This is a genomic window from Pseudomonas sp. LBUM1644 (assembly GCF_059716195.1).
The window spans coordinates 2733002-2751921 of the sequence record NZ_CP166812.1; the positions used below are offsets into that span (position 1 = coordinate 2733002).

At 56.4% G+C, this 18920-nt stretch carries 16 protein-coding genes and 2 pseudogenes; 10 read left to right on the forward strand and 8 right to left on the reverse strand.

Annotated features, from left to right (window positions below):
• Nucleotides 1-257 precede the first annotated feature (257 nt).
• Nucleotides 258-626: a DUF427 domain-containing protein gene (locus ACA052_RS12365; RefSeq protein ID WP_497649922.1), complete on the forward strand. Its 369-nt coding sequence runs from the start codon at nt 258-260 to the stop codon at nt 624-626.
• Between the two features lie 61 nt (nt 627-687).
• Here the strand turns inward: ACA052_RS12365 and lldD are convergent, their stop codons facing one another.
• The 3 genes from lldD to ACA052_RS12380 form a co-directional block, all read right to left on the reverse strand.
• Entirely contained in the window at nt 688-1848 is a 1161-nt protein-coding gene (gene lldD / locus ACA052_RS12370; protein WP_497649923.1) for an FMN-dependent L-lactate dehydrogenase LldD, read from the reverse strand.
• A gap of 215 nt (nt 1849-2063) precedes the next feature.
• Nucleotides 2064-3686, reverse strand: coding sequence for an MFS transporter (locus tag ACA052_RS12375; RefSeq protein WP_497649924.1), 1623 nt, complete (start codon nt 3684-3686; stop codon nt 2064-2066).
• Nucleotides 3687-3878: 192 nt separating this feature from the next.
• Nucleotides 3879-5525: a GMC family oxidoreductase gene (locus tag ACA052_RS12380; protein ID WP_497649925.1), complete on the reverse strand. Its 1647-nt coding sequence runs from the start codon at nt 5523-5525 to the stop codon at nt 3879-3881.
• A 120-nt stretch (nt 5526-5645) separates the two neighbouring features.
• On the opposite strand from ACA052_RS12380, the gene ACA052_RS12385 reads away from it, so the two are divergent.
• Nucleotides 5646-6533 carry a LysR family transcriptional regulator gene (locus ACA052_RS12385; protein ID WP_497649926.1) on the forward strand — a complete coding sequence of 296 codons (888 nt, stop codon included), beginning with the start codon at nt 5646-5648 and terminating at the stop codon, nt 6531-6533.
• Nucleotides 6534-6630: 97 nt separating this feature from the next.
• On the opposite strand, the gene ACA052_RS12390 is transcribed toward ACA052_RS12385, so the two are convergent.
• From ACA052_RS12390 to ACA052_RS12400, 3 genes are all read right to left on the reverse strand, one after another.
• Nucleotides 6631-7731 (reverse strand): DNA alkylation repair protein, encoded by a 1101-nt coding sequence (locus tag ACA052_RS12390; protein ID WP_497649927.1) that lies wholly within the window; start codon nt 7729-7731, stop codon nt 6631-6633.
• Between the two features lie 131 nt (nt 7732-7862).
• Nucleotides 7863-9671 carry a monovalent cation:proton antiporter-2 (CPA2) family protein gene (locus tag ACA052_RS12395; protein ID WP_497649928.1) on the reverse strand — a complete coding sequence of 603 codons (1809 nt, stop codon included), beginning with the start codon at nt 9669-9671 and terminating at the stop codon, nt 7863-7865.
• A gap of 157 nt (nt 9672-9828) precedes the next feature.
• Nucleotides 9829-10434, reverse strand: coding sequence for a DJ-1/PfpI family protein (locus tag ACA052_RS12400; protein WP_497649929.1), 606 nt, complete (start codon nt 10432-10434; stop codon nt 9829-9831).
• 148 nt (nt 10435-10582) lie between these two features.
• Here ACA052_RS12400 and ACA052_RS12405 point away from each other — a divergent pair, with 148 nt between their 5' ends.
• A complete protein-coding gene (locus ACA052_RS12405) occupies nt 10583-10891 on the forward strand; it encodes an RcnB family protein (RefSeq protein ID WP_497649930.1) in 309 nt (102 codons plus the stop codon).
• A gap of 12 nt (nt 10892-10903) precedes the next feature.
• Here the strand turns inward: ACA052_RS12405 and ACA052_RS12410 are convergent.
• Nucleotides 10904-11803: pseudogene (locus ACA052_RS12410) on the reverse strand (diguanylate cyclase domain-containing protein).
• A gap of 165 nt (nt 11804-11968) precedes the next feature.
• On the opposite strand from ACA052_RS12410, the pseudogene ACA052_RS12415 reads away from it, so the two are divergent.
• The 4 genes and pseudogenes from ACA052_RS12415 to ACA052_RS12430 form a co-directional block, all read left to right on the forward strand.
• A pseudogene (locus ACA052_RS12415) lies at nt 11969-12157 on the forward strand (FKBP-type peptidyl-prolyl cis-trans isomerase); the annotation flags it as partial.
• Between the two features lie 817 nt (nt 12158-12974).
• On the forward strand, nt 12975-13328 hold the full coding sequence (locus ACA052_RS12420; protein ID WP_497649931.1) for a hypothetical protein: 354 nt from the start codon (nt 12975-12977) through the stop codon (nt 13326-13328).
• Between the two features lie 16 nt (nt 13329-13344).
• On the forward strand, nt 13345-13869 hold the full coding sequence (locus tag ACA052_RS12425) for a hypothetical protein (protein ID WP_497649932.1): 525 nt from the start codon (nt 13345-13347) through the stop codon (nt 13867-13869).
• Nucleotides 13870-14218: 349 nt separating this feature from the next.
• Nucleotides 14219-15751, forward strand: a complete 1533-nt coding sequence (locus tag ACA052_RS12430) for a hypothetical protein (RefSeq protein ID WP_497649933.1) — start codon at nt 14219-14221, stop codon at nt 15749-15751.
• A 40-nt stretch (nt 15752-15791) separates the two neighbouring features.
• Here ACA052_RS12430 and ACA052_RS12435 read toward each other — a convergent pair whose 3' ends face one another.
• On the reverse strand, nt 15792-16427 hold the full coding sequence (locus tag ACA052_RS12435) for a hypothetical protein (RefSeq protein WP_497649934.1): 636 nt from the start codon (nt 16425-16427) through the stop codon (nt 15792-15794).
• A 512-nt stretch (nt 16428-16939) separates the two neighbouring features.
• On the opposite strand from ACA052_RS12435, the gene ACA052_RS12440 reads away from it, so the two are divergent.
• The 3 genes from ACA052_RS12440 to ACA052_RS12450 all read left to right on the forward strand — a co-directional run bounded on the left by ACA052_RS12440 (nt 16940) and on the right by ACA052_RS12450 (nt 18829).
• Nucleotides 16940-17509: a recombinase family protein gene (locus ACA052_RS12440; protein ID WP_497649935.1), complete on the forward strand. Its 570-nt coding sequence runs from the start codon at nt 16940-16942 to the stop codon at nt 17507-17509.
• Nucleotides 17510-17805: 296 nt separating this feature from the next.
• Entirely contained in the window at nt 17806-18024 is a 219-nt protein-coding gene (locus ACA052_RS12445) for a hypothetical protein (RefSeq protein WP_497649936.1), read from the forward strand.
• A gap of 100 nt (nt 18025-18124) precedes the next feature.
• Nucleotides 18125-18829, forward strand: a complete 705-nt coding sequence (locus ACA052_RS12450; RefSeq protein WP_497649937.1) for a hypothetical protein — start codon at nt 18125-18127, stop codon at nt 18827-18829.
• The last annotated feature ends 91 nt before the right edge of the window (nt 18830-18920 follow it).

An 18920-nucleotide genomic window follows, 5' to 3' on the forward strand; every position in this document is an offset into this window, starting at 1 on the left:
TCAACTGCGCAGTAAGGGTGTCAACGGTGCTATTGATCGTAGACGAAGTTTTCCGTTGGAAAGTGTTAAAAGATCGCAGCCTGCGGCAGCTCCTACAACGGCGTGCACCCTGTTGGGCTGCGATCTTTTGACCCTCCGTTCAGCTGCGAAGCAGTCGTGACTGCGAAATTTGGGTTATACCTGACGCTTGAGGTCTCCGGTATTGAGGCCGCTGTGCTCGCGCCTACAGGTCCAATAGCCCATGAGGAACGTATTCCATGAAAAGCTCCGGTCCCAGTCCTGTCATCACCATCGCCGAGCAGCCAGGCTGCCTGCTGGTGAAGTTTCACGGTATCCAGGTGGCCGCGTCCTCCCGCGCGCTGGTGCTGCTGGAGGCCAATTACCCGCCTGTGTACTACGTCCCGCGGGAGGACATTGACGAGAAATATTTCGCCCGCACGGATCACACGAGCTACTGCCCGTATAAGGGAGATGCCAGCTATTTCAGCCTGCAAATCCCGGGGCACGAAGGCGCCAATGCCGTGTGGAGTTATGAAAACCCCAAAGTCTCGGTCGATCAGATTCGTGGATACGTGGCGTTTTATCCGGATCAAGTGAAGTTCGAGATCCTTGACGACGTGGTCTGACTGGCGCTTCAAAGGCGATAAATTGGAGACAGATCATTCCCACGCTCCGCGTGGGGATGCCTCAAGGGACGCTCTGCGTTCCAGCTCGAATATCCACCAGCGTGGACTCATCAATCTGCCCAATCGACGTCACACCGGTCAAGGTCATGGCCACGCGCATTTCCCTGGCGAAAATGTCCAGCATGTTTTCCACCCCGCGTTGACCATCGGCCGCCAGCGCATAGGCCATTGAACGCCCGAGCAATACGCCTTTCGCGCCCAGGGCCAACATTCGTACGACATCAAGCCCCGAGCGAATCCCTGAATCGACCAGCACTGTCAGATCATTCCCCACGGCGTGCATGATCGGCGGCAATGCCTTGGTCGTGGACAGCACGCCGTCCAGCTGCCGCCCGCCATGGTTCGACACCACGATGCCATCGGCGCCAAAGCTGACCGCGTCCTTGGCATCCTGGGGATCGAGAATGCCTTTGATGATCATCGGGCCTTTCCAGAAATCACGAATCCATTGCAGGTCGCTCCAGCTGATCGACGGATCGAAGTTGTTCGCCAGCCAGCCCATGTAATCTTCGAGCGTTACGGCTTTGCCCAGGTACTTAGAGATATTCCCGAGGTCATGTGGCCGGCCCATGACACCGACATTGAATGCCCAGTCGGGTCGGGTCATGGCCTGGAGCATTCGGCGTGACGCCGCAAATGGGCCGGACATGCCCGAGTGCGCATCCCTGTAGCGCGCACCGGGCGTCGGCATGTCGACGGTAAACACCAGGTTCTTTACGCCGGCGGCCTTCGCGCGCTCCAGCGCATTTTTCATGAAGCCTCGGTCTTTCAGCACGTACAGCTGAAACCAGATGGATTGCTGGCTCTGGGTCGAGACTTCCTCGATCGAACACACCGAGACCGTCGACAGGCAAAGTGGGATGCCTTTGTTGTTCGCGGCTTTGACCGCCTGCACCTCACCCCGGCGGGCGAACATGCCTGTCAGGCCCACCGGCGCCAGGATGATTGGCATTGAAAGGGGTTGGTCGAAGAGGGTGGTTTCGAGGCTCAGGGTCTCGACATTTTTCAGAATGCGCTGCCGCAGGCTGATGCCCGTCAAGTCAGCGCTGTTGGCCCTCAGCGTGTGCTCGGCGTAAGCGCCCCCGTCAATGTAATCAAACAGGAAACGCGGAAGTTTGCGCCGGGCGGCCTCGCGATAGTCGGAAGCGGATGAAATGATCATGGTGCCTCGGTCGGGTGAGTGGCGGGGCTGGAGAATGCCAATCAATTAAGCCGTAACACAAACCGTAGCAGCTGGCGAAGCCTGCGTCCGGCTGCGTAGCAGTCGTAAAATCAAGCGGCGGTGTTTCAGGAATACCTAGCGCTCAGAATTTACGACTGCTACGCAGCCGGACGCAGGCTTCGCCAGCTGCTACGGTCCGCGTTATGGCTTGATTATCAGTTGGTATTCAGATCCACGTTCTTGGTCTCACGCAAACAAATCATCCCCACCACCAGGCTGACCGCGGTAATCACCACCGGGTACCACAGTCCGTAGAAGATGTCCCCGGTGTACACCACCAACGCAAACGACACCGTTGGCAGAAACCCGCCAAACCAGCCATTGCCAATGTGGTAGGGCAGGGACATCGAGGTGTAGCGGATGCGGGTCGGGAACAGTTCGACCATCAGCGCCGCCAGCGGTCCGTAGCACATGGCGGAGATGATGATCAGCGCAACGATCAAGGCCACGATCATTGGCTTGTTGATCAGTTGGGTATCGGCTTGCGACGGATACCCGGCCAATGTCACCGCGCCGCGCAGGGCCGCTTCGTCATAGCCATCGAGCTTCACGTCGCCGACGCTCACCTGCACCTTGCTGCCGGCCGGCGCCGCTTCGCTGCTGTAGGGCAAGCCTTGTTTCACCAGGAAGGTCTTGACCTTGTCGCAAGGGCTGTCAAATTTCGCCTTGCCCACCGGGTCGAACTGGAACGTGCAGGTGGCCGGGTCGGCCAGCACGGTGATCGGTGCCTGGTGGCTGGCTTGGTCGATGGCCGGGTTGGCGTAGTGGGCCAAGGTTTTGAAAATCGGGAAGTACAGCACGGTCGCCAGCAGCAGGCCGATCATCAGCACCGGTTTGCGCCCGACCTTGTCCGACAGCCAGCCAAAGAAGATGAAGAACGGCGCACCGATGATCACGCTGACAATCAGCAGGCTGTTGGCCAGTGCCGGGTCCATCTTCAGGAACTGGGTGAGAAAGAACAGCACGTAGAACTGCGCGGCATAAAAGGTCACCGCTTGCCCGGCGTTGATGCTGAACAGGGCGATCAGAACGACTTTGAGGTTTTCCCATTTACCGAAGGAGTCACGCAGCGGCGTCTTGCAGAGTTTGCCTTCCTCTTTCATTTTCACGAAGGCAGGCGACTCGTGCAGGCTCAAGCGAATCCAGGTCGAGATGCCGAGCAGGAAAATCGAAAACAGAAACGGAATCCGCCAGCCCCAGACTTCGAACTGGTCGCCAGTGAAATAGCGGCAACCGAGCACCACCAGCAACGACAACAGCAGCCCGAGGGTGGCGGTGGATTGAATCCAGCTGGTGTGGAAACCGCGCTTGCCGATGGGGGCGTGCTCCGCGACGTAGGTGGCCGCGCCGCCGTATTCACCGCCCAGGGCCAGGCCCTGGAGCATGCGCAGCACGACCAGGATGATCGGCGCGGCGATGCCGATGCTCGCGTAAGTCGGCAGTAACCCGACGCAGAAGGTCGCCAGCCCCATCAGGATGATGGTCGCGAGGAAGGTGTATTTACGCCCGATCATGTCCCCCAACCGCCCGAACACCAGCGCACCGAACGGCCGCACGACAAAACCGGCGGCGAACGCCATGAGCGCAAAAATGAACGCGGTGGTGTCGTTGACACCGGCAAAAAACTGTTTGCTGATGACGGCCGCAAGCGCGCCGTAGAGAAAAAAGTCATACCACTCGAATACCGTGCCGAGTGACGAGGCGAAGATGACTTTACGGGTGTCGCGGCCGGCATCGGCGCTGCGCGTGATTTCCAGAGGCTGAACATGTTCTGACATATCGGTATCCCTCACAGTGATTGTTTTTGTTGTTCCACTGTCGGCACCGCCCTTGTGGGTGGTGCCGCGTTTGTCCATAAATCAGGTGTACGCCAATCCTGTAGGAGCTGCCGCAGGCTGCGATCTTTTGATCTTGATCTTAAGAAGCAAAATCAAAAGATCGCAGCCTTCGGCAGCTCCTACAGGTGGGATTCAGGTGTGGGCGGCCAGTTCCTTTTGCTCGATGATGCTCCTTGTGGCTGGGTTGAGGATGAGTTGGGCGGCTTTCTCGGCAATCATCAGCGTAGGCGAACACGTGTTGCCCGAGGTGATGCGCGGCATGATCGACGCATCGGCGATGCGCAGGCCGGGGATGCCGTGGACTTTCAATTGCGCATCCACCACGCAATCCGTGTCATTGCCCATGCGGCAGGTGCCCACCGGGTGGAAAATCGTGGTGCCGATGCGGGCAGCAGCCTGGTGCAATTCTTCTTCGCTCTGCAGGCTGTCACCGGGCAGGTATTCCACCGGTTTGAACGCTTGCAACGCCGGAGCGGCGACGATGCGCCGGGTCAGGCGGATGGCGTCGGCCGCGATACGCAAGTCTTGCGGGTGGCTCAAATAATTGGGCTGAATCAGTGGCGCGTCTTGCGGATTGGCCGAACGAATGTCGATTCGGCCACGGCTTTGCGGGCGCAGATCGCAGACCGAAGCAGTGAACGCCGGGAAGGCGTGCAAGGGTTCGCCAAAGCGCTCCAGCGACAGTGGCTGCACGTGGTATTCAAGATTGGCCGAGGTCTGCTCCGGTCCCGAACGGGCAAACGCGCCGAGCTGACTGGGTGCCATCGACAGGGGGCCGCTGCGGTCATACAAATAACGCAAGCCCATGCCCATTTTGCCCCACAGGCTGCCGGCGATCTGGTTCAGGGTACGGGCGTTTTCGAGTTTGTAGATCAATCGCAGTTGCAGGTGATCCTGCAAGTTGCCGCCGACGCCGCGCAACTCATGAGCCACGCCGATGCCCAGTTTTTCCAGCAGCGGGCGCGGGCCGACGCCGGAGCGTTGGAGGATGGTCGGCGAACCGACGGCGCCGGCGCAGAGGACGATCTCCTTGCGTGCCTTGAAGGATTTCGCCTGACCTTGCCAGCGTGTGCTGACCGCCGATGCACGGCCGTTTTCCAGCAGCACGCGATCCACTTCAACACCGGTCAACACGGTGAGGTTGGGTCGGTTGCGGACCGGTTTGAGAAACGCCTTGGCCGCATTCCAGCGAATCCCGGCTTTCTGGTTGACTTGAAAGTAACCGCAACCTTCGTTGTCGCCCTGGTTGAAGTCGTCGATGCTGGCGATGCCGCTTTGCTCGGCAGCCCTTTGGAATGCATCAAGAATGGGCCATGACAGACGTTGGCGTTCGATCCGCCATTCGCCGGCGGCGCCGTGAAATTGCGAATCACCGGCAAAATGATTTTCGCTTTTCTTGAACAGCGGCAACACCTCGTTCCAGCTCCAGCCGGGATTGCCCTCGGCAGCCCAGCCGTCGTAGTCCCCGGCCTGGCCGCGCATGTAGATCATGCCGTTGATCGAAGAACAGCCACCGAGCACTTTTCCCCGCGGGTAACTCAGGGCGCGGCCTTGCAGGCCTGCTTGCGCTTCGGTCTTGAAGCACCAATCGGTGCGCGGGTTGCCGATACAGAACAGGTAGCCAACCGGGATATGAATCCACGCGTAGTTATCACGGCCGCCCGCTTCAAGCAGCAGTACCCGATGTTGCGGGTTGGCCGACAGCCGATTGGCCAGCAAACAACCGGCTGGTCCGGCGCCGACCACGATGTAGTCGAATTCATCAAGGGAAGTCTGCATCCATGACCTCATCTGTTGTTCTTGTTGTCGGTCATCCTAGTTGTTAGCTTTCGTCAAAAGAATGTTAGTTTTTGCGCAGCCGCTGTGCGTTTTTAAACAGCATAGTCCTAAGGAAGGTTCATGTTTGATTGGAATGACCTGCGGTTTTTTCTCGAGTTGCAGCGCAGCGGGCGTTTGCTGACCGCTGCCCGCCGCTTGAACACGACCCATGCCACGGTGGCCCGGCACATCGAGGCCATCGAAAAGAGCCTCGGCACCGCGCTGTTCGTCCAGTACGCCCAGGGCTACGAACTGACCCCGGCCGGCGAAGCGTTGCTCAAACACGCAGAAGCCATGGAAAACGTCGCGCTGTTGGCCCAGGAAGAAATCACCCAGTCCACGGCGCCGTTGGGCAAGATCCGCGTTGGCGTGACGGAGGGCCTGGGCATCATGTTCCTCGCCAGTCGCATGAACAGTTTGTTCGAGCGCTATCCGGGGTTGGAGGTGGAACTGCTGGCGGTGCCGCGTTTTGTCAGCATTCTCAACCGCGAAGCCGAGATCAGCATTCACCTCGAACGCCCGGCCGCCGACATGCTGGTCACTCGCAAACTGACGGACTATCGGCTGGCGCTATACGCCAGCCAGGCCTATCTGGATCGCTCGCCACCGCTGCGCAGCCGCGAAGACCTTGGCCGACATGCCTGGATCGGCTACGTCGACGACTTGCTGTTCAGCCAGGAACTGATGTTCCTCAACAGTTTTTGTCGCAACCCGCAGGTGGTCTTCCACAGCACCAGCGTGATCGCCCAGCACCAGGCGGCGCGTTCAGGGCTGGGGATTGCAGTGCTGCCGTGCTACATGGCCAGCGCCGATCCGGAGCTGGTGCCCTTGTTACCGGACGAAAGCATCCAGCGCAGCTACTGGATCAGCACCCGCCGCGAGCTGCACAAATCCGTGCGATTGCGGGTGTTGTGGGATTACGTGGTGGAGCTGTGCGAACGCGAGCAAGCACTACTGAACCCCCTGTAGGAGCTGCCGAGTGAAACGAGGCTGCGATCTTTTGATCTTGTTTTTAAAAATCAAGATCAAAAGATCGCAGCCTGCGGCAGCTCCTACAGGGTGTGGATCAAACGAGGATTTCGAATGCGGTGCTCGCGAGGCGTTCGCCGTTCACCAGAATGTGCACCGCATGCTTGCCCGCGTAATGGCGGCGGGTGGTGTGTTGCTTGATGTGCTGGCCACGCGTGATGGGCTCACTGGCCTTGCCGGGAAGTGTCAGGGCCTTGAGTTTGAACACCTTCGCCGAGGTGCTGCCGTTGGCTTTGACGTAATCGATGGCGTAGTCGATCACCAGGCGCTGTCTGTCTGCGACCGTGGATTTGACGGTAAAGGACAGGGTGATTTTCTCTCCGAGCCCGATCACCGCCGGTGTGACGTTCACGTCACTGATCTCGACCTCAGGTTTACCGCCCGCGCCAATGACCGCCAGTGCCCGCTGGTTGCCCTGTTTGATCAGGCTGCGCAGGGCATGCCTGGCTATCCACGCGGTGCGTTTGTCGTCCAGCGACCAGCCTTCGATCAGGTCCAATACCCACTCGGGGTGGTCCTTGGTGATGTCGTTGAGGTGGTTGGCCACCGATTTGCGTACGTAGAGGCTGCTGTCAGCCTTGAGGTTGTCAAGGATTGCGGCCGCCAGCTTCGGGTCGGCCTGGATCTGCTCCAGGCGAAACGACCACGGCAGGCGCGGTCGGCTGCCTTCGCTGGCCAGGCGCCGGACGTGCTCGTTTTCATCCAGCGACCAATCGTGCATGCGTTCGAGCGAGCGCTCGAAATCGCTGCGCAGGAAATGCCGGATCGCGAATTCCGAGGAGCCGAACGCGGTGAAATATTTCAGCGCCTCCATCGACGGCTCGAACGCGTGAGCGCCATACATCGCGACGTAATGTGGCAACGAGATGCTGACGAAGCCGCTGTTCAGGCGCGGGGCAAGGGCGCGTAGCACCTCAAGCGACTCTTCATAGTTCAGCGGTAGCACCGCGTGCAGGCACTCGCTTACCCGGGCCATGCGCTGCATGATCGACAAGTCTGCAAGCCCGTCGTTGGCCATTTTCAAGAAGGCCTTGGCGTCGAATGCGGGGTAGACCGCGGTCATTTCGGTGGCGATGTGCTGGAGGCGCTCGGGGTTGAAGATTTCCTTGAGTGCGGGGGCGGGTTGGTCGGCAGACATTGTGAACTCCATTCGAGCTTGATAACGAGTTGGAAAAGATCAAAAGATCGCAGGCTGCGCCAGCTCCTACATAAATCGTAGGCCGTGTAGGAGCTGCCGAAGGCTGCGATCTTTTTGCTGTGCCAAAGGTCTTAAGTCTTACCCGATTGCTCTTCCAACTGATCCGACTCAAACAACTTCGCCAGTTCCGCCCGGGCTTCCTGCGCGGTCTGCAACACCTTCGCCGCATCGTCATACACCGCATGTTGCGCTTCCAGCACCTGTTCGTCGTGATGCTTGAAGCGTTTGATTCGCGCATCCGCCTGGGCCTGGGTCAGCCCCAGCCCGACCAGCGTGCGCCGGCTCATTTCCAGGCTCGAATAATAGGTTTCGCGAATCGCTTCGGCGCCGAGGTCGACCAGGCGATGCACGTGCTGGCGGTTACGCGCCCGGGCAATGATCTTGATGTGCGGATACAGCTTGTGCACCACCTCGGCGGTCTTGATGTTGGTGTCCGGGTCGTCGGTGGCGATGACAAAGTATTCCGCCTGCTCGACCTTGGCCGCGCTGAGGATTTCCGGGCGCATCGGATCGCCATAGAACACCGGCACACCGCCGAAGCTGCGCGACAATTCGATGGTTTCCACTGAGGTATCGAGTGCAACAAACTTGATGTTCTGCGCCCGCAGGATCCGCGCCACGATCTGCCCCATGCGGCCCATGCCGGCGATCACCACGCGCGGCTCGTCGGTGTCGATTTCGCGGAATTTTTGCGGCACCACCACCGGTTGCACCTTGGACGTATACAGCCGTGCGCACAGCAGCAACAACAGCGGCGTCACCGCCATGGACAAGGTAATGGTCAGCACTAGCAAGTCATATAAGCGCGGCTCGAACAGGCCTTGATCACGGCCGATCTTGAACACCACAAACGCAAACTCACCACCGGCGGCCAGCACGATACCAAGGCGAATCGCACTGACTTTGCCCAGGCCACCGGCCAATCGACCGACCACGAACAGCAGCGGCAGCTTGATGGCGATCAGCAGCAACGTCAGGCCTAACACCGTGATCGGCGCGCTCAGCAGCAAACTGAGGTTGGCGCCCATGCCGACGCTGATGAAAAACAGCCCCAGCAGCAGCCCCTTGAACGGTTCGATCTGCGCTTCCAGTTCATGCCGATACTCGGAGTCCGCCAGCAGCAACCCGGCCAGGAATGCGCCCAATGCCATGGACACACCGACCAGATCCATCAGCCACGCCGTACCGATGACCACCAGCAACGCGGTGGCGGTGGAGACCTCTGGCAAACCGGTCTTCGCCACGACACGAAACACCGGCCGCAACAGATAGCGCCCGCCGACCACCACCACCGCGATGCTGCCCAGCACGCGTAAGCCATGATTCAGGTCTTCCGCAGCGCTGGTGGTGTGGTCGCCGCCGGCCAGCAGCGGCACCATGGCGATCAGCGGGATAGCGGCGATGTCCTGGAACAGCAGAATCGCAAACGCCAGCCGCCCGTGAGGACTGGTCAATTCCTTGCGCTCGGCCAGACTTTGCAAGCCGAACGCGGTAGACGACAGCGCAAGCCCCAGGCCCAGCACAATCGCGCTGTTCAACGGTTGGCCAAACACCAACAACGCCAGCACGCCAATCACTGACCCCGTCAGCAGCACCTGCGCCAGGCCGACGCCGAACACCGATTTGCGCATCACCCACAAGCGTCGCGGCGACAGCTCAAGACCAATGATGAACAACAGCAACACCACGCCGAGCTCGGAGATGTGGCTGACGCTTTGCGGATTGCCAATCAGGCCCAGCACCGACGGCCCGATGATGACACCGGCAAACAGATAACCCAGCACCGCCCCTAATTGCAGACGTTTGGCCAACGGCACGGTGAGCACGGCCGCGAACAGAAAAACGACAGCGGCTTGCAACAGGTTGCCTTCGTGGGGCATGACTTACTCCAGAACTCGGTACGGCGGAGTGTCAAGGATAAGGGTTGCAGCCACGGGCGTCAGCTTGAACATAAACAGTCGTTGAATGAAGTACCGCCATCGTCGGAGCGCCGCCCGGAGTCTGCTCGCGATGGCGGTTTCATTGGCGGCCCATCCGTCAGAGATGCGCCTCGATATGCGCCATTCCCCTGGCCACATACTCTTCCTTCTCGCCCACGGGCGCGAAGTAATGCAGCACTTCCCGCGCCGTTTCCATACCCTTCAGCCGCGCCAGCAACCAGGCTGACACGTACTGCGCGGAGAAACAGCCGCCCGCCGTCGCGATGTTGCCGTTGGCGTAGAACGCCTGATTGACGATGTTGACGCCTGCCGCCTGCACCCAGGGTTTGCTGGTGGTATCGGTGCAGGCCGGAGCCTCGCCGAGCAGCCCGAGTCTGGCCAGCACAAAGGTCCCAGAGCACTGCGACGCCAGCAGTTGGCGGGACGGGTCGAAACGCAGCTGATCCATAATCGCCGGATCATTGGCCACTTCACGGGTCTTCATGCCGCTGCCCACCAGCACCGCATCCGCCTGACAGGCCTGCGCCAGGTCGACGTGCGCGTCGATGGTCAAACCGTTCATCGACGTGACCCGAGGCGTTGGCGAAGCGATGCTGACTCGCCAATCCTTGTCACCGATCAGGGAAATCCGGCTGAGCATGCCGTAGGCGATCAGCGAATCCAGTTCGTTAAAGCCGTCAAAGGTCAGAATGGCGATGTGCATGGCGAATCCCGATGGTTTTTCCGCAGACTACGCCGCCTCTGAGTGAGTCGTCCCGTACAGTCGGCCACAGAATCATCGCAACAGTAATGAATGATTGATCCCGAACGCAGTCGGAGTTGGGTACCACGACATCACTGGAGGTTCACCGATGAACAACAAGACCCTTATCGCCAGCCTGGCGCTTGTCGCCGGCATCGCCGGTATCAGCCCGATCGTTCAAGCGGATGACCCACCGCAAAAAACCGTCCAGCCCGGCGTTAACAACGCCCGCAAACTGGTGGTCGGCGACCGCGCCCCGGACGTCTACCAACGCAGCGAAAAAGCCCTGGTCAACTGGCAGCAGAAAGGCCTGAAACCGCCGAAGGCACAGGCGCAGTGGGTGCAGATCAATGGCAAGTACATGATGGTGATGATCACCAACGGGACGATCGTGGATATCACTCCTGTGGAGCGTTAGGTGGCCCAAACGTTACTCGCTGTGAGCTCGCACCGGGCTTTCACTCCCCAACCGATGCTGATTATTCCCTCTACGCTTGGCCTCATACATCGCCAGGTCTGCAATATGAATCAACCGGTCCATGCTCGGCGCATGGTCCGGGAACACCGCGACACCGAGGCTGGTGCCGATGTGGCGCTGGTCATTGCCGATGGTGATGGGCGGTGACAGTTCGACGAAGATTTTCTGGCAAATGCTGCGAGCCTCATCCTGCAGGCTGACGCCTTGGGCGAGGCCTTGCAGGATGACCACGAATTCGTCACCGCCAATCCGGGCGACGGTGTCGGTTGAGCGCAGGATTCTCTTCAAACGGGTAGCCGTTGTGATCAATACCCGGTCGCCGGCTGCATGGCCGTAGTGGTCGTTGATTGCCTTGAAACCATTGAGGTCGACAAACACCAGCGCAACCCGCGTGGCGCTGATGCGCGCCTGTTCCAGGGCTTCGGACAAACGCTCTTCAAGCACCAGGCGATTGGGCAGGCCGGTCAGCGGGTCGTAGTGGGCGAGGTGCTGCAAGTAACTGGCAGAGGCTTTTTCCTCGGTGATTCGCGCACCACACCCATCATCTTGATGGTCGTGTCGTGATCGTTTATGACCACGATGCCGGTCTCTCGCAGTCAGCGAATGGTGCCATCGGGCCAGACTACCCGATACTCCTCGTCATGGTTTTCGCCGGTTTCCAGGCAGCGCAGCTCACCAGCCCGGACCCTGGCCCGGTCGTCCGGATGCACGCACGAGCCCATCGGTCAGGCTGGCAATCAACACTCGACACTCGGCCAACTGCTTTCGCAGCAAGCGCTCGCGGCAGATCAACGCGACGATCAGGGCAAGCATCACTGAGCCGATGGCTGCGCTGGTCCAGACCAGACTCATTCAGGGGGTTGCCATCATGGCATGTTGATCCGTAGAGGTTGGTGGTGCTTATGTTAGTTCACGGTGAAAGCCGGAAACAGACCGAAGCGGTTGCCAATCGGGCGTATTTCTGGGAAAACGGCGCCCATCCGGCCTGAAGGGCAAGTGAGCAATAGAGTGAACGCGATGAATGATGAATTGCAGGTAATCGATCTTGAAGTGGGCGAGGGCAAAGCCGCCGTCAAAGGCGCGCTGATCACCACCCAATACCGTGGCTGGCTGGAAGATGGCACCGAGTTCGACTCTTCCTACAGTCGAGGCAAACCGTTCCAGTGCGTGATTGGCACTGGCCGGGTGATCAATGGTTGGGAGCAACAATTTACTATATGAGTCTGTAGATTGTAGAGCAGCAGTTTCGAGAACGCGTTCCTGTGTGAAATCTGCCAGCCCAGCAGTACCGTACTCCATCAGATTGAACACAGCGGCACTGCGCAACATGGCCTCACGTCTGGGATGACTACCTTCCGTCAGATTAATAGAAATAATAGTTGCAACTTAACTATAAGTGCGATCTAGCACTTGACAGAATCGAGAAAGATGGTAAAGTGTGCTTAGTTAGATACAACTTCTCAGTAACGCCATCCCAAGTTTCCCTGCCTGCCTGCTCGACGACATAGTTAGGTTTGATCCTTGCCGAACTTTGTCGCTAACTACTTGTGGTCGATCCAAGTGCAGAAGATCGACATTGTTCCTTAAGAGTTGTTGCCATGATGGCTATATGGTTAGGCATATCCGTATAGTCACAATGCCAGTCCTCGACCGTCAGGATGCAACAAAAGACGGTCGCTACTTCTTTTCTCTGCAACGTAGAGAAAGTCTATGCACTACTCAGTGCAAACAACTGATAGCCAGTTCCCCCGAAACTCTCACGCGGAGTTAGGGGTTTTCTTGGCTTATCGAAAGCAACTACACACTCAGAGATACAACTAATGATAAAGCGTTATCCGCTCAAGCGGAAATACTGCCATCACTGCGGAGCTATGTACTATAGTCGTTCTCACCGCAGTCGCTGGTGTTCTGGTGTTTGCCAGACACGAAACTATCGTGCAAACCTGAAGCAAACTCCAGCAGAGCTGGAGCTAGCCTTCAACCTACAGGAAGCAGAACAAACATTCAGGCAAGGAGCAGCGTAATGGTTACCACCCTCTACCTGGAAGTTGCCAAGAGCTCGGGCGCCATTCTCTCTTATAGTCACGAAGAGCTGGAGTCGTCTACTTCAGACTTTATCGAAGTAACTGAGTTTGAACTAAAATACTTGAACAGCCTTGAGGATAGCGTGTTCCCTGTGGGCACAATCTCCACTCTTTCTGACTTGCTCGATTTTCGAGCCACGGCGAAGGCACTTGCCCAAGCCAAGGCCAAGGCTGCCCCGTCCAAGGTTAAGGTAGCCGCCTACGAAGCAAAGCCTACCAAACCATCCACTAGCGACGATGAGGCCCGCCAGAGTCTTATCAAGCAGATCAAAGCACATAACAAGTCGAAGTAGTCCAAGGAAAACCAATATGAAAAATACGCAATATAAGTATGGCAGTGAAGTTGTCGAAATCTTCAAGCACTCTGACGAAGAGCTGCAGGGGCTGATTAAACAGAAAGAAGTTCAATACTTTCGGAGCTGCATGTCGCCAGCTTACCCCGATCTAGGCGTTAATGTGTCTTGGATTAACGAAGAGCCGCTAACCGTAGCTCTCAACGAGCTAGAAGGCTGGTTCGCTCTGGGGTATACCGTTGTAACTTCACTTTGTCGTCCGCTATATCTTAGCGTCCAGCTTAGAAAGCCAGCGGCGATAGTCGATGCGGATCTTCTTGAAGTCACAGAGCAGGCGAAGGTTGAATATGCCGCAAATCGCTATTCCCGCAATGTTGAAGAGACAAAACGCCAAGTTGACATTTCCGTAGCACGCAGGGCGAGAGATCACGCAGCGGCAGCGGCTAAAGTAGCAGCAGAACAACAGTCAACTGAGGAAGCATTGGCACTTGCTGATCTGCTGTCCGCGTACTCGCCAAAGAAAGCATCGACAGCCAAGTAACTTTTCCCGCACCATATCCGCCTTCCCTGAATCGCTTCCCCGATAGTTAAGCCTAACTGGCCCAACTGACTACATCGGGTTTCTGCTGTCTGGCGAAAGGCGTTAGAAGGCGGGAGGCAGTATAGATTTATGACACGCTAATACGAGCAACCCCGCGTGTTATGTGGCTTTCAGCCAATCCCAACTTACATGAGTGAAACCATGCGATTAAACGTGAACGAACAGGCTCAGAAGGAGCTGATCGAGATGATGCAGGCGAGGGGGAAATACAACCCCTCTTACTTCGTCAACCTTCTGATTACAGAAGCATATAAACAGTATCTTGAAATCCCAAACACTGAGGGAAGCAATGGAAAGCCGGAAACACCCCACGCAGCGTAACTACATCTGCTGCCAGTGCAGCGTCGAGTACCAAGCAAAAAGATTCACCGAGAAGTCCCAGCGCTACTGCACCAGCGTATGCCGTAAAAAGGCCCACAGGGCGAGGCAGCCCAGCAAGAAGGTAGAGAACAGATTTGCCAAGCTTGCCAAGAACACCTTCTGGCGGTGGGTGATCAGGGAGTGCCGAGAGGCTGGCACCGTTCAGGTTCTGACAGGGCACACGTCCGCCACTCTGTTAGTCCTGCATTTGCTCAGCGATGCCATGTACAAGTGTTACGGCTGGAGCAGTGACCAGAAGACGAACCTGTTCAACATCTGCCATATCCAGCCACGTAAGGGCAGGAACGGATACATCGGTCTGCTTCACCCGGCAAACCTGTTCATCGGTTGCGGCAGACTGAACCGGAAGCAGGGCAACAAGTTGGTGCCTGCCGATGCAGGTCTGAGGATTCCCGCCAGTACTCTGAAACAGAAGTGGGCAGTAGAGCAGGGCGACTCGAACGCAGCCATTGTCGCAAAGATCCGTGCCTTTCTTGGTGCAGCCCTAGATGACTATCTTGATCAAGCCCCTTCGATTGACCTAGACAAGCGTCACACTCTCGCCCGGCGGATCTACAACCGCCAGCAGAAAGGAACTGCCATTCGCAGCCTTGACCGTCAATGGACATTGAGTGAGCTGGAGTCGCGTGATATCGACATCGAAGTGCTGGAGCAGATGGATGCACACCAACGCGGCAAGACAACAACAAGTAAGTTTCAACCAGAGGTGTATGCGAGGGCGATCCTTTGCATTTACGCCGATGAGTTGGAGCGGGTGGCCAGCATCGCCGCTGGACGCCACCAGGGCAACTGCCAGGTGATGCTACGTCTGGTGCGTGTCTTAGGAATGTACTTGGCCCAGACCGAGGACTTTTCCCAGCGGCAGCACGGAAGCTTCCTCAAGCCCGTCAATGCTACGTGGGCACCGTTACAGTACTTCTGCCCCCTAAACCCGTGGAATCCGTCAGCACGTATGGTAGATCCTGATCGACAGGAGTTGGTCAAACTGATCACAGAGGCGGCATTCAATGCACTACAGGGCCTGCACGTTCCCGTAGAAATGCTGGAGGCGAAGTTGGTGAAACGCATGCACCTTCAAACGCTGGTGCCAGTCGTGGATATTCCTGAAAAGATGGCTTGGGAAGCATGTGGTTCTAATTGGGATGCGTACATCGCCAACCTGTACCGCTCGTTCGAGAGTACATGGCAAGCTCTGCTCGACGTAGGAATCTGCACTGCTGATCAGGTTGACGCAGCCCGTATAGGTGTACTGGAAAGCCTACATGCCGCTATCGAACAGGGGCGTCGGCAGTACAAGAATCAACCCAGCTTCAAGCGGTTGGTGGGCGGCAAGTACTACAGCAGCTGGGGTTTTAAAGGTTACCCGGCATATCTGGAGTTCCCTGTGCTTACGGAGTGCACTAGACCCGGTGGAGATACATCCTTTGCATTGGCAGCATAAAGCCGCGAACGAAAGTAAGCAGATAAATTCTTACGCACAACTAGGAGTTTAGTTGTTTCAGGCTCTCGGACTGCCGACGTTCCCAAGCCGCTCTTTTAGCGTCAATTTCATTGATCACGTCCTTCAAGTTTTGATCTCGGTTCCATTCGCCCGGACGAGATTCCTCGACGGGTATCCCTGCATGCGTGCGAAGCTTCCGTGCCAAGTCGGATGCTTGGAGTCCTAAGTCGGCATAGCCATGCTGCCTGACCCAGAAGAGCTCGGTATGTTCTGGAGGATCATTATCGTACTGCGTAATTCCTGCGAGTCTGCTTTGGAGTTGCTCCTGAAGATCAGGAAGCCGAAGGATCGGGTACATCAAGTCTTTCGGCAATAATCTCCAATCAACATTGATTTCCAGCGGTTGAAACACTGGAAGCGCAGTAGTTGTTACGTGTTCACCATTTTTTCCCGCAGGACGGCCGTACTCTGTGCCATCGTCAAACGCAACATGCGAGCAGCCGTTGGCAAACCGATCCAAGTGAGATACAACAATGACTCCAAGGTATGTCGTTTCTTTCTGGCGAGCGGCCTTAGTTGTCAAGAGTTCCTTAACTAAGACGAACACATTCCCGAACAAAACGCCAGTGATGCCAGCGGCAGCCGAAATAATGGCAGATACGTATCCAGCATCCATGATGTGCTCCGTGGCCTAAGCGGCTGATTAATTAGTCAAGGTTTTATCTCCCGAATCATTACACGGTCTGCCCATATCTGCCATGCGAAGTTTCTACTGAGCATCGGCCCCCGCAGCGGCTTCCGGTAACAACTTCGGAACTATCAGCTATCTATTGGCTTAAAGGCGTCAGCTACATGGGGCTAATATCGTTTGTGGCACGTCAACTCCCCTATTTGTGCTGCGTTACCACTACAGGTGCTAAGCCAGTCTCTCCGTTCGTGCAAATTCTTTCGGTTGCAGCAGAGTTGTCCGGCATCAAGCAGTCGTAGGAGTCGCCGATCCAGTTTTGAATGCAGCCTCCAGAAGCTATGCGGCCCCGGCAAGTGGCATTTCTGTACGTACCAACAAACGACCGTTAAACGATACCTTCCTGACGAGCGGTATTTGGTATCATCAAAATAGCCTTTAAGAGTTGATGATTCCTTATTATACTGATACTACCTTAAGTGATACCAGTGGAGTCACCCGCCATGTCCCGCACTTTCCTTTACTGCCGCGTCAGCACTTCTGGCCAGTTCACAGAGAACCAAGTACAAGAAGTTAAAGCTGCTGGTTTCGATGTACAGGCGAGCCGGGTGGTCGAGGAAACTATCTCAGGCAGCATTCCCGCCAGTGAGCGTAAGGGCTTCCAGACTCTGCTAGGCAAGATGGAGTCGAGTGACGTGCTGATCGTGACGAAGCTGGACCGCCTAGGCCGTAACGCGATGGATGTACGCCAGACGGTTGAGCACTTGGCCTCTGGTGGTATTCGTGTTCACTGTCTTGCTCTCGGCGGTGTCGACCTCACCAGTGCAGCGGGCAAGATGACTATGCAAGTTCTCGGCGCCGTCGCGGAGTTTGAGCGTGACTTGCTGATCGAACGCACACAGGCAGGATTGCAGCGTGCCAAAAGCGAAGGCAAGAAGTTGGGCCGCCCTGAGGCGATGCTTACTACGGCAGCAGTGCGTCGACTCAGAGCGAGAGATATGACTCAGGCCCAAGTCGCCGGTGAACTGAAGATCGGCATTGCTACAGTCAAACGCCACTGGAACAAGGTCTAGACCACTGAGCAAGCCCCGCCAAGTGCGGGGCTTTTCTTTGGTCGGATATTTTAAAATCGTAATTTCCGTAGCGAGGTGGCACGGCGAGGGCGTTAAGCACCGACCTCCAGAGTGTGGAGTCCATCGTTCTACCTGATACCCCGTCCGCATATTTCCTAAGGCGCTTCACGGGCCACGATCGACCTGGGGCAAGTGCCGTTTTGGAAAAATTCCGGTATCTGCGGTTTGGGAGAAGTAGCTACAGTCAGCGCCGAGATAAACTAGGATCTCTGCACCATCACTCAGGGACGATTGCCATGCCACGTAGCTCAGAACCCAACATCGCAACGGCTGATGCACTGACGCTGCTTCTTTACAACCAGCACGCTTTAGCTTCAGCCATCGAAGAAGTGACCAAGTATCTCTCAGAGAATGGCGTGGGGGATGTTGCCGCTAACGCAATGGCAGCCTTAGAAACACTAGACAAGAATGCAGCAGCGGTCGCCAATTCGATTTTACGGCTAAGGCAATCATGAGTTGTTCCGAATCTCGTCGTTGACCATCAAAATGACCGCATGGTACACCTGCGGACCGCCTACGCGGTTTCTAACAACTAGGCTCTGGTCAGGAGAAGGCATGGATATCAAAGATTTTTGTATTGAACATGCTATTGATATGAGTCGATGTGGGGTGGAGCTAGTTGGTGGAAGTTTTAACTTGATCGATTTAGACATATCTCCAGTTGAATTTCTGATCTTGGCAGAAGAGGACTTTCAGCGAGGTGGGCTTTCAGCCCTGATAAACTCCATAACAAATGCGAAGAGAGCAATTGTTGGTCAGATGGACAGGCTGCTAATGTCTTTCGGTTTTGATTCGTTACAGCTTGAAGTTCCAATGAAGATCGAGAAATTGAAAGGGTTAGGGCTTTTGACCCCCGGTCTTCTACGGAAGGTGGTCAAGCTACGTAATATTCTGGAGCACGAATACAAAGTTCCAACACTGGAGCAGGTTGAAGACTCCTTGGAAGTCGCCAGCCTATTTGTAATGTCGTTATCGGCAATGTTCACGCCCTTTGAAGATACACTACAGTTTTCATTGCGCAAGGCATCTGTTCCAGAGCCGATAAAATACTTAACCGTTGGATTGAACCGGGATGCTAGTGGGGTTTTCTACACGGTATATGCATATGACGCAAGCAATAGTGAGTGTCTGGGGCGATGTACTATTCTGTCTGGGCATCCACTGTTTGATAAGTTAGTTAAGCTTTCAGCGTCCCTGATGATGAAGTATAAGGTGGATCAAGCTTGTAAGGAATTCGATGAGATTTACATTGCCTTGTAAACTAATCAGCGTGCTTTTCGAGTGCCTCAATCATAACTAATCCCCTATTAGTAATGTGAGAGGTAACATAATAAGTAGCCACTAACCCGCT